Here is a 13,023-nt window from a genome sequence, read left to right as displayed (position 1 = left end):
GCTCCTAGCTCACCGCGCCGGTTGTTAGCTTCATAAACACATCCTCAAGGTTTGCGGTGTCTTCACTAAAACTGAGGATTTTGATGTCCGCCGCAAGTGCCTTCTTAAGAAGCTCTACCTGCGCAGAGTCATCTCCGTCGAACTCGATTGCCAGGTTGTTACCGGCAGCATCGCCAAGGCGTGTGTTGGGTTGGTTCGAGAAGAACTTCGTGGCAGGATCAAGGTCACCCATCACTTCAATCTTGATGAGCTTCGTGGGCCGGATGCTGCGCACAACCGAAGCCACATCGCCGAAAGCCAACAGGTTTCCGCGCTCAATGATGCCGACGCTGTTACAGAAATCTGAGAGCTCGGGCAGGATGTGAGAAGAGATGATAATGATCTTTCCCATTCGCCCCAGCTCAGCAATCAACTCTTTCAGCTCGGCCCGGGCCCGAGGGTCGAGGCCGGAAGCCGGCTCGTCTAAAAGCAGCAGTTTGGGGTCGTGAACAAGGCAGCGCGCCAAGCAGAGCCGTTGTTGCATTCCGCGCGACAGTGACTGCACAAACGCCTCCTTTTTGATCGTCAGGTCAGTGAGTTCAAGAACCTCATCAATCACCTTGTCTCGCTGAGAAACCCCGTAGATACTAGCGAAGAAGTCGAGATATTCCCAAACCTTGACATCGTCGTACAACCCAAAGAAGTCCGGCATGTAGCCGATCATTCGTCGGATTTCCATCGGCTGCTCAACCACGTCAACGCCGTTCAGCGTGGCGGTCCCGCTGGTTGGCTCCAGCAGGGTGGCGAGCATCCGAATCGTGGTGGTTTTGCCAGCACCGTTACTGCCTATGAAGCCGAAGATATCGCCCGGTTTCAGCGAAAACGAAATCCCCTGGACGGCGGTGAAATCGCCGTAGGTTTTGCGGAGGTTTTTGACTTCAAGCATGGTTCTTCTTCTTTTGGTTGATGAAGCGGACTTCGTTGTCGGCAAAGTGGAGCGTTCTGATCGCCCATGCGAGCAAGACGAAAGTGAGGACGAGCTGGCTGACAACACACGTCAGACTCGTGAGGACCGGATTGACGAAGGACCCGATATCGTCACCTGCCATATACGCTCTGGGAGGCTGGTTGACTCGGGCAAGCTCGGCAATCACGCTAAATGGGTACACCGCACTCGTCAGATACTTGCTCGTGAATGAATCCACGATGGACAGAAACATGGGCGCAAAGAAGAAAAACACAAGCACTACGCCAATCGTCACCGCTAGCGCTATAAGCGGACGTTTCACTCGAGCAGATATAAGAATCGTCAGCGCCGTCAGCGAGAGCAACTGGCACATCACGACCACAATTCCCCACAGTAGGTTATCCCAGTGCATGGTTGGATAGTAAACAGCCAAGATGAGCACGGGAACCATGAAGAGGGCGAAGGTCAGCAAAAGCCCCAGAAACGCCGCCACAAACTTGCCCATCACAATCTGCGAAGGCGAAATTGGCGCGACCAGCAGCATGTCCCAGCTTCGCCGTTCTCGCTCTCCTGCGATGGTCGCGTGGAGCATGAACGGGATCACAAACAGCGCAAAACCCAGATAGACCGAGAGCTGCGCTATTGGCTCGATATCACCCCGGTTGTAGATACATATGATGCTGTAGAACAGGAACAGCACAACGATCAGCCCCAGCCCCCCGTTCGCCTGAACATTCGGTCCTCGGAAGCTGAAGAACTTCCGCCGGAACCGCTCAATTTCGGCGAGCATTGGGTTCTGAGAGATGTTGTATCTCCACCATTCTTTCGCGTGACTCATTGTTGACCTCCAGTGACGACGGGGTGGATGACGGCGACGATTTGCGAACCAGGATGCGCTGATCCCCAACCGGGTCCCAATCTCGGTCCAACAACCACGAATTGCACGTAAAGTGGCAAAGCTTGATTGTTGGCGATTCGAAGGGTCTGGTCGCCATTCTGCGGCGGATTAGCGATGAACTGCGTCTGGGAAAAATTCAGCTCGACGGTTTGTCCCGGAGCGACCTTGTTGATTGGCTGATGACGGAACCCTTGGCTAAATCCGTTCACCGCTTCGAGTGCAAACGGCGATTCATTTCTAAGTGAAACGCGGTAGCCATCGCTCGTCTTGGTTGCAACGCACCGAATGCCCTTCAGCGTGTCGGTCGTCTGCAAGTATGTGAACTCCCGAAACGCCAGATTCGTGGTGTCACAAGCGGGAGCGATGAGGTTGCGACCATTGTCCACAAAGTTTAGAGCCGCTGCTTGATTGTTGCCATAGTAGGCGTAATCATTTTCCATTCGCGCTCGATAGGTTCCGTCCATCTTCGCCAGCTTGAGGTCGTGAGCGTCGGCGTTCGGAAAGAACATCTCGCTTCTTCCCATAACGACTCCTTCGCCGCCGCGTCCGTCGAGCGAGACGACCGCCCTAGTCCGTGTTGCCGCCGAGGACTTGTAGAGTCCAACTGTCGAGCGAAGAAGAAGCAGACTAAACAGCACGCTTATGATGGGCACTGTAACCCAGGCAAGCTCAACTCGATTCAGTTTTCGCAAGATCAAAAAGTTAACCGGAATGACTGCGACGATGTAACCCAACACAACCCACGCGAGGCTCCCTGAGGAGGGTGCTTGGATCTCGAAAGGATCAATCGCGATACCGCTTTTTGCGTAACCGGGGTTCGCCGAGGTTTGGAGATACGGGCCAACAAATCCGCCGGCAGCCTGCCCTCGGTTTCTCTGGGCAATTTTCAGGAGCATCGATCTTCGGCCCGAGTAGGTTCGCACGGGACTTTCAAACGGATTCACGGACAACATTCCTACCGATCCGAACCCGTAATCGGTCGTCCACCCTCGTCCGAATTCAAACTCAATCGGCTTTCCCCAGGGTGCCACTGAGCCGTTGAGCTCGGTGAGCGTGTTCCCATTCACAACTCGATTGGCGAGCGCAAGATTTGTGACCGGACGAATATCGTTCCAGCGTGAGTCCGTCGATGCGCTCTTGGCGACACCCCCGATAAAGATTAAGCCACCGCCGCTTTTGACGTACAGCTTAATCGCGTAGACTTGAGAATCGCTTAGTCGTTCGGTGCCCTCTCCCAAGACAACCACGTCCAGGCAAGTGTAAGCAGAGATCCGATCAGGAGCGTCCTCTGGTTTGCAGCCGCCGGTCTGGACGCCTCCCAGATCACTGGAATCCCGCGAGTTACCGCGCATAAACACAAGGTCATCAGGGTTATCGCTGATCAGACCGTAGCTTGCGGCGGCACTCCCATAGGGTGTTTCCAACCGCTCCTTCACTTCACCAAGCCGAGTCATGAGTCGGAAAGTGGCAGTACCGTATCCAGTAGAAAAAAGTAGCACTCGCTTGCGGGCTCCGCTAGGAAGTTCGACCGGATATTCTATGTTGATCCCACCGTACTCCGCAACTTCCGAAAGTACACCCGTCGTATCAACTCCGTTGTTCTCAATGTCGGCGTAGCAGGGCATGTGTTGCGACATGGAGATTCCCGTCCAAACCGGTCGGAGTTGCAAGTTGATCCTTGCGGTCTGCGCACCGCCAAACGCCGCGATTGCCAGGCCTATCCCCCCAAAGATTCCGCGCCACTGCATCCGTTGCCACTGCATTAGTTGATAGAGTGGACGCAATGAACTCAGGACTTCGTTCAGAAAAAGTTAACTTTTTTTACCAAGTTTCCCAGTGAGTCAGTTCTTCGGCGGAAATCCGATCATTTCTAGGAAGGATGTTAGCTCCTTCAGGGCGTTTTCCGAGTGCGATGAGCAGAACCGGGATATGCGTCTCGGGGATGCTGAACACTTCACTCACCTGCTCGGGAACGAAGCCGCCAAGAGGCGCACTATCCCAGCCAGCTTCATGGGCAGCCAGCATCAAGGTCATTGCCCAAAGCGATCCTCCGCGAAATGCTTCATCGCGTTGTTTCTGAGCATTGTCGGCGTAGGCGCCGAGCGCCGACTGGATCCAGCTTTCGCGACGCTCCTCGCCAAAGTAGCCGTTTCGGATTTGGCTCTCGACAACATCAGCGGCGTGAAGGTGATGCTCAAGATTTCCCAACAGGATAATCATTGCGCTGGCATCGGTGATCTTGGGCTGGTTGTAGCTCACTTCGCGAAGTTTTTGCTTCGATTCCGGAGTGGTGCAGACGATAAACTCCCACGGCTGGAGATTCATCGAACTTGGCGAGAGGTTTGCGAGATTGCAGAGCCGAAGAATTTCTTCTTTGGGAATCTTCACCGAGGGATCAAAAAACGGGATCGAGCGGCGGGTTTCGATGGTTTCGCGAACATTCATACGTAAGAGTCTATACGCCCGGCTTCTTCGGTTGCGGGGGCCAGACTCGCTCAATATTCATTGTTCGACGAATTTTGTTCACGGCCTGAATTCGCAAGGCGTCTGTCATTTCAAGCCGCATCTGGTCAAGCTCCTCTTTCGCCAGGTCTTTGCCAAATCGCTCGATCCGAAAGAATTGAATCCCATTTTGAATCTGCGCAGGCTTGCTGTACTGGTTCGCCCGCAGCAATCCGATGTCAGATCGGACGTCATCGGGGAATGCTGAAAGGAGCCGCCAACCGAGCCGACCACGCGACTCTCGCCCGGCCTCATCGGTCACGACATCATCAACCACCGCTTCCCAAGCGTCTCCCTTTTGGAGCCGGTCATAGGCGCCTTGGGCGATTTTGATCGCGCTGGCCAGGTCAGTCGCCGAGCTGGATGCTGGCTTAATGATAATCGTCGAAACCTTGACATAAAGCTTCGGATCGAATTCGGCAAACGCGATCTTAGTGAGAAGAAGCGAGGTCTTCACGGCAAGGTAGAGCCGCGCCCTTGTCTGGCCCGAAGAAGCCATCGCCTGCTCGATGGTCTGCCCTGGTGCCAGATTCGCCTTCATCCCATCGATCTCTCGTTGGACGCCGTCATCAATCTCTTTTCCGGTGAGGAAGACCCCTAGCTTGTCGGCCTCGGCCTTAGCGAGCTGGAAATAGACAACCTCGTTAAGAATTTCTTCGGACTTGACATCCCACAGCAAGGCTGCGATATCGCTCGCCTTGATTTCTTGCCCGTTCACCTTCACCAGTACTTGGTCTTTCTCGGGCGCAGGCTTGAGGTTTGGAATCCCCAATTGAACACCCCCAGTTTGGAGGGCGATTTGAAGTCCAGCGATTGCGGCAACAAGGCTCATAGTTTCACGGAATTAGACGACGCTTCGACGAAAAAGGATCATGCCAACCGGATTTACCGAGGAACCGCAACCGAGTCAAGAAGTCGCTTGATGACGTCATCCGCTGTCTGCCCCTCAATCTCGGCTTCTGGCCGCAACGAAACCCGGTGCCGCAGAACCGCCGGAGCGATTTCCTTCACGTCATCCGGAGTCACAAAGTTCCGGCCGCGCATGAATGCAAACGCTTTGCTGATATTCATCAGTGCAATCCCCGCTCGAGGTGATGCCCCAACCATCACGTCTCGGTTGTCCCGCGTGGCATGAACGATCTGATAGATGTAATTGAAAATCTTATCCTCAACCGTTGCCGTCCTGACTTCCCGTTGCAGCTCAAGCAGCTCGGCCTGAGAAACTACTTGCTGAACCCCGGCCTGCTCTAGATTTTGCGGAGAGAAGCCGGCGTGGTGGATCTTGAGAACCCCCATCTCTTCTTCCGGAGTTGGATAGCGCAACAAAACCTTCAGCAAGAAGCGATCCTGCTGGGCTTCTGGAAGAGGATAAGTGCCCTCAAACTCAATCGGGTTCTGAGTCGCAATGACAATAAACGGCGATGGGAGTTGGTAGGAGGTGCCGTCAACCGTCACCTTGCGCTCTTCCATCGCTTCGAGCAGAGCAGCCTGGGTCTTTGGCGGGGTTCGGTTCACCTCATCCGCAAGCAAAAGCCCAACAAACGCCGGTCCCTGCCGAAACGAGAACTTGCCCGTAGAGGCATCATAAATCATCGTTCCCGTGACGTCCGAAGGCATGAGGTCAGGGGTGAACTGGACTCGTCCAAACTCAAGGCCGAAAACATGCCCCAATGTCCGAACCAAAAGTGTCTTGCCAAGCCCTGGAACGCCTTCGAGCAGAACATGTCCATTTGCCAACGTCGACGCAATGATCTGGTCGATCACGTCGTGCTGCCCCGAGATGACCTTACTAATCTCGGATCGCACACTTTGGACCTTGGCTTCAATGCTCATAAACTCTCCTAGCTTGGCACAGAAGCCGCGTTTCTGCAACCCATTCCCGCCCCGTTAAGGTAGAAACAGAGGGTTAGAAATGCTTGAAGTTCAGGGTTTGGTAAAGGAATATAAAGAGTACAGAGCAGTCAACGAGCTCTCCTTTAGGATCAATCCTGGCGAAATCGTCGGCCTCATCGGCCCCAATGGAGCTGGGAAGACCACCGGGATGCGGTGCATGGCCGGCATCCTGCGGGCAACCAGCGGCCGAGTGCTCATCAACGGCTACGAGATCAACGAACAACAGGCAAAAGCCAAACGCGGCCTCGCATTTGTCCCCGAAGTTCCGTCCCTATACGAGCTCCTAACAGTTTATGAGCACCTGCGCTTCATTGCGATGTGCTTCGACACCCTTCCGATATTTGAAGCCAAACACGAAGAACTCCTCGCACGCTACCACCTGCTGGACAAGCGCAACGACCTCGTCGCAACGCTTAGTAAAGGTATGCGGCAAAAGTTGTCGGTCGCCTGCGCGCTGGTTCACGAAGCGAACGTCTTTCTCCTCGACGAACCCCTCATCGGCATCGACCCCGCCGGAGCTCATGAGCTCAAACAAGAGATTGTTCGAATGAAGGAAGGCGGTGCCGCCGTCCTCATTTCTACACACCTGCTAGATACCGCCGAAAAGCTCTGCGACCGGGTACTGATCATGGCGAGAGGCAAGCTCCTCGCCGAGGGTAGCCCCGAACAGCTTCGCGAGCACTACGGCATGCAAGGGCAATCGCTCGAAGAAGTCTTCCTCCAGCTCACGAACGAGGTCGCTTGATGAAGCCACTCTTCTTCCTCTGGGCGAGGCAGATTCTCAACGGGATCAAGCGCGCCGTGAGCTCGCCAAAGCGGCTCATCTCCGTCCTAGTAGGTTTGGGCTACTACATTGGCTTCTTCCTGCGACCCTGGGAAAAGCCAACCGACTTCACCAAAAAGGGTGGCCCACTCCTTCCCAAAGGAATCACCTTCGATTTAGCGAATGTTGAGCCCGTCGTATTCCTCATCTTCATGAACATCAGCATCCTTATGGCGGCTGGCGTCTTCGCGATGAAAAACACCTTTAAGCCCGCCGACGTCGATGTCTTGTTTCCTACCCCGGTTTCATCCCGACTCGTGATGTATTTCCGGTTGTTCCGCGAATACTTCCTAACACTTTTCTTCCCTCTCATCATCCTGTTCTTCGGATTCAAACCGCTCTCCAGTCTTGCCGCTGGTCTCAAGAAAGGCGATCCCCAGGGGTTTGATCTGGCGATTCGAGGGATGGTTCTCTCTTGGCTGCTCATGGCGGCGGTGTGGGTGGCGCTGAGCTACGCGCTTTCGTTCTATCTCGCCAAAAACGAAAAGCACTCCAGGAAGATTCTCCGAATATCTGGGTGGACAATCGCCCTTGCCGTCGCAATCGTTCTCGCCACCTTCGGTGCGAAAATGTATATCGACCCCTCATGGAAGACAATCGTGGCAACCACCCAGATGCCCCACGTCCGGGCGATCATGATCATTCCGTACCTCTCTACTGTGATTGCCGTTGGCTCCTTCGGTGGTTCGTTGATGAGTACAGTGGTGGCTGTTTTGGCACTCGGCCTCCTGATCGCGGTCTCACTCCGCTACGCTTCCAACCTCAGCGGCTGGATGTACGATCAAGCCGCGACCCGCGGATTCCAAGGCCAAACAATGCGCGACATGCAGCGCAAAGGCGACATGTCTGGCATGATGGCCGAACATGCCCGCTCTGGGAAGGTCAAGCGAGGTCGGATCGCCCAAAAAATCCAGGACGTAAAGCTCCTGAATGGCTGGGCATTGATTTACAAGGAGTGGCTGATCCAGGCTCGCACCGGGATCGGAATGAGTTTTGTGTTCATGCTCATCCTCGGGTTTATGGCGGTCATGTTCCTCAGCATCCCGGAAAAGCGCGAGCGCGTATTGCCATTCGTCTACCTGGGCCTTGTCGGTTTCATGACTGCAAACTTTGGCTCAATCGCCGCTCTCAATGGATTCCAAGAAACCCTTCGCCGGGTCGAAGTCATCAAACCGCTCCCACTCACGTCTCGTCAGATTGCGTTCTATGAAGTCGCAGCAAAGTCATTTGTCGCGATTCTCCTGGCACTTGTTCCGTACACAATCGGCCTGATCTACAAGCCGGGACTCTGGCAATTCCACCTCGCCGGACTCATTGCCTCCCCAGCGATCGGCGTCGGAATGGTCAGCGCGGTCTTCTTGGTCGTCGTTCTGTTCCCTGATTTCGACGACCCAACTCAGCGCTCCTTTCGGGGTCTCATGCAGCTCCTGGCAATGGTGTTCGTTATGGCGCCGGCCATCGGCCTTTTCCTGCTCTTCATTGGACTGATCCATACCTCACCACTCGTTCCCGCTGTGCTCACTGCCGGTGTCATGTGCGGGATCGTCGCGCTCTTCACCTCGCTGGCCGGGAGGTTCTATGTTGACTACAACCCTTCCGAGTAAACTGGTTTAGCTGGAACTAGGCGGATCGTCTAGTTCGTTGCCCTAAAGGATATGAGAATTCGCCCTTCGACCAAGATCGCACTCGGCTTTGCCGCTCTCCTCGCGGTCGGCATCGGCGGTTCAAAGTTGTATACCCAGATCAAGCTGAGCGGAGTCAAACTCGATCCAATCGTCGCCGAAGATCTCTGCTTGGTCGCAATTAGCGAGGAAGCGAAAGTCAAAATCCTCTCCGTCAACCGCATGGTTCAAGTCGTCGAAGCGTCCGACGACTTCAAATCGGGCGGCAACGACAGCGGCGGCGCAAGTTCGGGTTCGATCAAAGCGAGAGTCCCGATGAAAGAACTGCTCGGAATTCTTGACGGCGACGCCTCGGGAATCACCGGGATTCTGTACAAGCTCGGCAAGAAAGAGAACGCTGAAGAAGTCAGCGAAGAAGCTCCCCTTTGGACAACTGATGAGGCCAAAAAAGCGATCTCTGGCGATCCGGTCCTCAAAGCCAAGCTTGAGAATGATCTTGGCGTCGGCATCGACGGAAAGCTCCCCAGCAAGCTGAACCGAATTGCGTTTTACAACGGTATCCGCCTCCAGGTGCCGGTCACCTTTGACGTCCCAAATGCCTCCGGCAAGCCCGTCATTGGCTTCAACACAGTGCCCGTCAAGTCCAAAGCGATGAGCACGTTGTACAAAGAACTCGAGTCGAAGTTCCTTGACCCCCAAGCTCTTGACCGCTTCTACCAAGAGTTCGTCGCAAAGAACGATGGTATCTCGAAGGAAAAACCAGCCGAACTCATCGACAACCTGCTCAAGCAAGGTGAACGAGGAGAAGGCTACGCGAAGGCCCTCAATATCCTGAAACACTCCCTCGTCATTACCAATCTCAAGATGATCGAAAAAGCAAGCGTTGAGGAAGTCAAGACCGAAAAAGAGACCTCATACGATCTAAAGCTTCAGCTGTCAGAAGAGGGGGCCGCACGGCTCTGGAAATACTCCAGCGAACATCCCAATACGAAGATCATCGTCGTCAGCAAGAGCGTTCCTATTGCGGCCGCGACCGTCGGATCACAGCTCAATAGCAAAGAACTGGTGATTAAACAGATTGCAGATAAGACGCTTGTTCAGGAAGCTGTAGACTTAGTCAAAACAAGATAACTTTTGGAGATTCTATTGAATTACAAATTGAAGCTAGCCGTTGGAACACTCGCTCTCATAGCAACTGGGTGCGGAAAGGGCGAATACAAGCCCGTCCCTGTCAAGGAGGCTAAGGTCGAAGTCGCCGACAAAGTCACCCCTGAGCAGATCTATCCGCTAAAGGTGGGAAACAAGTGGACCTATGCGCTCGAAATCACTCGCGAACTCGAAGGCAAACCTGCGGAGAGCGGAACGGTTGAGATTGGATACGAAGTGAAGTCGGTCTCCAATCCTGCCACGGGCGTGACTCGTGGTGTGCTTACCATGACCGAAGAAGGCAAAGAAAAGGACGAGCAGGTGTGGGAGACTGACTCGACCGGAGTTCACCAGATCAGCGTTGGCAAAACCCCAATCACTTTTTCTCCAAAACAAACCATCGTCAGGTTCCCAATCAAGATGGACGAGGTCACCAGCTACAAGGGCACGGGAATAACGCCGCTCGGAGAGACCGGCACTATGGATTACAAGTTCTCGACTCACGATATGCAGCAAGTTGATACCGATAGTGGAAGAATGAGCGGGCTTTTCATTGAGTCAAGCGGAACCTTCAAGACGTCAAAGTCGGAAGGCGTCGTCGGCAACAACAGTTGGTTCGTCCCTGGCGTGGGTCTCGCCCGATTCAAACAGGTGGTTCAGATCAAGGGCGGACGAAGCTCGCTCACGCTACGCCTTAAGAGCTACACTATCAAGTAATGAATCGAGTTTTCCTGTTGCCGTTTGCTCTCGCCATAGTCGTTGGCTGTGGCGATCCCGCGTCTGCTGCCAACTCGGCCACCAACAAGCCCGAGTCGAATACGCCAGTCAAAGCCCTTCAAACCCCCGAAGTACCCGCCGACCTCAAGACGGATGCGTTTGACTACTACGGTCTCGGTCGCACCGAGCCGATGAAGCTGGCGATCAAGCAGTCCGGGCAAGCCGACAAAGTCGGAACTCAGACCTTTAAGCTCGTCAAAGTCGAAAACGGAATTGCAGAGTATAACCTCGAATCCTCCGACGAGCTTGTCGGCCTCGACACCGCAACATTTAAAGTCGAAAAAGGCGGCATCCGCGCTGCCTCCAACGCCACCATTACCTCGGATCAAACCACTTGGGAGCTCCCAGCCGGACTCACCCCTGGGAAAACTTGGGACATCAAGACAACGAAGGAAAGCGTCATGCAAATGACCGGGACAAATAAGGTCGTGGGAACTCAAGAGGTCAAGACTCCCGTTGCTACCTACAAGGACGCGCTGCTCATCACGGTCAGTGCTTCCGGAACCCAAGGCGGACGGTCGTTCAAACTGAACTCGAAACTTTGGCTCGTCAAGGGACGTGGGACCGTAAAGACGGAGATTGATTCCATTGAAGGCAAAACCACCAATAAAATTGTCATGGAAGAGGTTAAGTAGCCTCTTCCTACTGGCATTGATTTGGGGTTGCGACCAGGTTTCCATTCATACGCCGAAGAAAGGAACCTATCTCGGCTCGGTCGCCGACATCGGACGAGTTTGTCCGCCTGGCAACGAAACATCCTTCTGCGTCGACGGGACGATTCTCCCTAGCAAACTCGGGACCGAATCTAAAGGCGAAACAAGGGTAATCGAGATCAAAGATCAAGATGTCACCATCGAACGCGAGCAGTACGAGATTGGCGAAAAGGCTCTCCTCGTTCGCGAGGCGGGTGACGAAGTTTACGATCCTCCCATTGACATCATCCGCGTTCCCATGTATGCCGGCGATTCCTGGACTTGGAAGGGAAATCTGATTTCACCATCTAAGCCGATCCCGGCGGAAGCGAAAATCTCCACCGAGGATGCTCAAGTCCCGTACCAAGGCAAGTCCGTTCGCGCGGTCCTTACCACGGTGGATTTGGAGATCTACACCGACACCCCAAATCCACGATCTCGTACAATGAAATTCTGGGTCACGAAGGATTACGGAATCATCAAGCGCGAATTTGGCACCTCGATCCGCCAACCCAAAGAGTAGTTCATGGCTTCGATCACCCTCCGGCCGACCAGTGAAAGCCGCTCCTCCAGCGTGGGGATCGACTGGTGGTTGATTGTCTCAGCAGTAGCGCTTACCTTGGTCGGCCTCGGGGTCATTTATAGTTCACACTACGGTGAGACGACGAAGTTCTTCAAAGATCAACTGATGAACATCGGGGTTGGAGTCGTTCCACTGAGCATCTTTGCCTTCATCCACCCAAGAGTTTGGGCGAAGATAATGCCGCTCGTATACGGGCTAAACCTGCTCGCGCTCGTTGCGGTTAAGTTCATGGGAAAAACCGTTAACGGTGCAGAGCGATGGGTCAAAGTTGGTCCGATTCAGCTTCAACCTAGCGAGATGGCGAAGATCCTGCTGGTAATTACGCTAGCGGCATTTTATGCGTCTAGGCAGGAGCGAATGAAGGAGTTCAGCACATTTGCGATCGGCCTGTTGCACATGGCTGTTCCAATCGTCTTTGTCTTCATCCAACCTCACCTAGGCGCGTCCCTCTTGCTCGTGGCCGTTTGGGTGGCTCTCTCATTGGTCGCTGGCGTGCCGCCAAAATTCCTTGCTCTCGTCGTTGGAGTCGTTGTCGCTCTCGCGGGTCTAGTCCTCTTCGTCACTCCAGTGAGGAAAGCCGTCCTTAAACCCTATCAGGAAGAGCGCGTCCTTGCGTTGATTCAAGGAGGCACAAAGACCGCGGACGAGAAGAAGCGGGGAGTTGTTAAAGGCGATGACTACCAAGTCCAACAAGGGTTTTACGCAATCGCGAACGGCGGCCTTGCCGGCACCGGCTTCCTGAAAGGAACCCAAAAGCTCAACGTTCCTGAGCAAGAGACTGACTTCATCTTCACCGTGTTCAGCGAGGAGTTTGGACTTCTCGGAAGCGTTGCGCTACTCGGGCTGTTCGCCCTTCTCTTCTATCGGCTATGGCTCGGCATGCTCGCCGCATCCGACTTTTACTACCAAATGGTTCTGGCCGGAATCCTGACCGTTTTCGCGTTCCACTTCTTTGTGAACGTCGGAATGGTGCTCAAAATCTTCCCCGTCGTTGGTCTCTGGTGCCCGTTCCTAAGCAAAGGCGGCACAGCCATTTGGCTCTGTATGTCGCTGGTAGGTCTGGCAGTGAATGTGCGAACGAGAGAACGAGCTGTGCTGTTTTAGAGGTTTAAGCTGGTCGAAGCTGAGAGTCGTCCCAACT

13 protein-coding genes are annotated in these 13,023 nt (G+C 54.2%); 7 read left to right on the top strand and 6 right to left on the bottom strand.

Annotated elements, in window-relative coordinates; all coding sequences use genetic code 11:
* Positions 1-4: 4 nt before the first annotated feature.
* From WCK51_06070 to WCK51_06045, 6 genes are read right to left on the bottom strand one after another with little or no spacing between them, the layout of a single operon-like run.
* Positions 5-925 (bottom strand): ABC transporter ATP-binding protein, encoded by a 921-nt coding sequence (locus WCK51_06070; GenBank protein MEI7576440.1) that lies wholly within the window; start codon positions 923-925, stop codon positions 5-7.
* The gene (locus WCK51_06065; protein ID MEI7576439.1) at positions 918-1,784 is read right to left on the bottom strand and encodes an ABC transporter permease; all 867 of its coding nucleotides are present in this window, start codon (positions 1,782-1,784) and stop codon (positions 918-920) included. The genes WCK51_06070 and WCK51_06065 overlap by 8 nt, the downstream gene beginning before the upstream one ends.
* Complete coding sequence (locus WCK51_06060; GenBank protein MEI7576438.1) at positions 1,781-3,607, bottom strand: hypothetical protein; 1,827 nt, start codon at positions 3,605-3,607, stop codon at positions 1,781-1,783. Before WCK51_06060 ends, WCK51_06065 begins: the two co-directional genes overlap by 4 nt.
* Positions 3,608-3,665: 58 nt before the next feature.
* Positions 3,666-4,289, bottom strand: a complete 624-nt coding sequence (locus tag WCK51_06055; protein MEI7576437.1) for a nitroreductase family protein — start codon at positions 4,287-4,289, stop codon at positions 3,666-3,668.
* 10 nt (positions 4,290-4,299) lie between these two features.
* On the bottom strand, positions 4,300-5,178 hold the full coding sequence (locus WCK51_06050; GenBank protein MEI7576436.1) for a peptidylprolyl isomerase: 879 nt from the start codon (positions 5,176-5,178) through the stop codon (positions 4,300-4,302).
* A gap of 53 nt (positions 5,179-5,231) precedes the next feature.
* A complete protein-coding gene (locus WCK51_06045; GenBank protein MEI7576435.1) occupies positions 5,232-6,179 on the bottom strand; it encodes a MoxR family ATPase in 948 nt (315 codons plus the stop codon).
* A gap of 79 nt (positions 6,180-6,258) precedes the next feature.
* On the opposite strand from WCK51_06045, the gene WCK51_06040 reads away from it, so the two are divergent.
* From WCK51_06040 to WCK51_06010, 7 genes are read left to right on the top strand one after another with little or no spacing between them, the layout of a single operon-like run.
* Positions 6,259-6,984, top strand: a complete 726-nt coding sequence (locus WCK51_06040; protein ID MEI7576434.1) for an ABC transporter ATP-binding protein — start codon at positions 6,259-6,261, stop codon at positions 6,982-6,984.
* On the top strand, positions 6,984-8,666 hold the full coding sequence (locus WCK51_06035) for a putative ABC exporter domain-containing protein (protein ID MEI7576433.1): 1,683 nt from the start codon (positions 6,984-6,986) through the stop codon (positions 8,664-8,666). The genes WCK51_06040 and WCK51_06035 overlap by 1 nt, the downstream gene beginning before the upstream one ends.
* Before the next feature lie 51 nt (positions 8,667-8,717).
* Positions 8,718-9,815 (top strand): hypothetical protein, encoded by a 1,098-nt coding sequence (locus tag WCK51_06030; GenBank protein ID MEI7576432.1) that lies wholly within the window; start codon positions 8,718-8,720, stop codon positions 9,813-9,815.
* 27 nt (positions 9,816-9,842) lie between these two features.
* Positions 9,843-10,547 carry a hypothetical protein gene (locus tag WCK51_06025; GenBank protein ID MEI7576431.1) on the top strand — a complete coding sequence of 235 codons (705 nt, stop codon included), beginning with the start codon at positions 9,843-9,845 and terminating at the stop codon, positions 10,545-10,547.
* Positions 10,547-11,242, top strand: coding sequence for a hypothetical protein (locus WCK51_06020; GenBank protein MEI7576430.1), 696 nt, complete (start codon positions 10,547-10,549; stop codon positions 11,240-11,242). Before WCK51_06025 ends, WCK51_06020 begins: the two co-directional genes overlap by 1 nt.
* Positions 11,243-11,258: 16 nt before the next feature.
* Entirely contained in the window at positions 11,259-11,822 is a 564-nt protein-coding gene (locus WCK51_06015) for a hypothetical protein (GenBank protein MEI7576429.1), read from the top strand.
* Positions 11,823-11,825: 3 nt separating this feature from the next.
* A complete protein-coding gene (locus WCK51_06010; protein MEI7576428.1) occupies positions 11,826-12,986 on the top strand; it encodes an FtsW/RodA/SpoVE family cell cycle protein in 1,161 nt (386 codons plus the stop codon).
* Positions 12,987-13,023 lie beyond the last annotated feature (37 nt).

It is taken from the genome of Armatimonadota bacterium (assembly GCA_037138755.1).
Classification (GTDB): Bacteria; Armatimonadota; Fimbriimonadia; order Fimbriimonadales; family Fimbriimonadaceae; genus Fimbriimonas.
Note: the sequence above shows the minus strand (reverse complement) of the source record. Positions and strands in the feature narration are given on the sequence as shown.

Coding starts and splice junctions, on each gene's coding strand:
- WCK51_06070 (MEI7576440.1), bottom strand. CDS start 925: ATGCTTGAAGTCAAAAACCTCCGCAAAACCTACGGCGATTTCACCGCC.
- WCK51_06065 (MEI7576439.1), bottom strand. CDS start 1,784: ATGAGTCACGCGAAAGAATGGTGGAGATACAACATCTCTCAGAACCCA.
- WCK51_06060 (MEI7576438.1), bottom strand. CDS start 3,607: ATGCAGTGGCAACGGATGCAGTGGCGCGGAATCTTTGGGGGGATAGGC.
- WCK51_06055 (MEI7576437.1), bottom strand. CDS start 4,289: ATGAATGTTCGCGAAACCATCGAAACCCGCCGCTCGATCCCGTTTTTT.
- WCK51_06050 (MEI7576436.1), bottom strand. CDS start 5,178: ATGAGCCTTGTTGCCGCAATCGCTGGACTTCAAATCGCCCTCCAAACT.
- WCK51_06045 (MEI7576435.1), bottom strand. CDS start 6,179: ATGAGCATTGAAGCCAAGGTCCAAAGTGTGCGATCCGAGATTAGTAAG.
- WCK51_06040 (MEI7576434.1), top strand. CDS start 6,259: ATGCTTGAAGTTCAGGGTTTGGTAAAGGAATATAAAGAGTACAGAGCA.
- WCK51_06035 (MEI7576433.1), top strand. CDS start 6,984: ATGAAGCCACTCTTCTTCCTCTGGGCGAGGCAGATTCTCAACGGGATC.
- WCK51_06030 (MEI7576432.1), top strand. CDS start 8,718: ATGAGAATTCGCCCTTCGACCAAGATCGCACTCGGCTTTGCCGCTCTC.
- WCK51_06020 (MEI7576430.1), top strand. CDS start 10,547: ATGAATCGAGTTTTCCTGTTGCCGTTTGCTCTCGCCATAGTCGTTGGC.
- WCK51_06010 (MEI7576428.1), top strand. CDS start 11,826: ATGGCTTCGATCACCCTCCGGCCGACCAGTGAAAGCCGCTCCTCCAGC.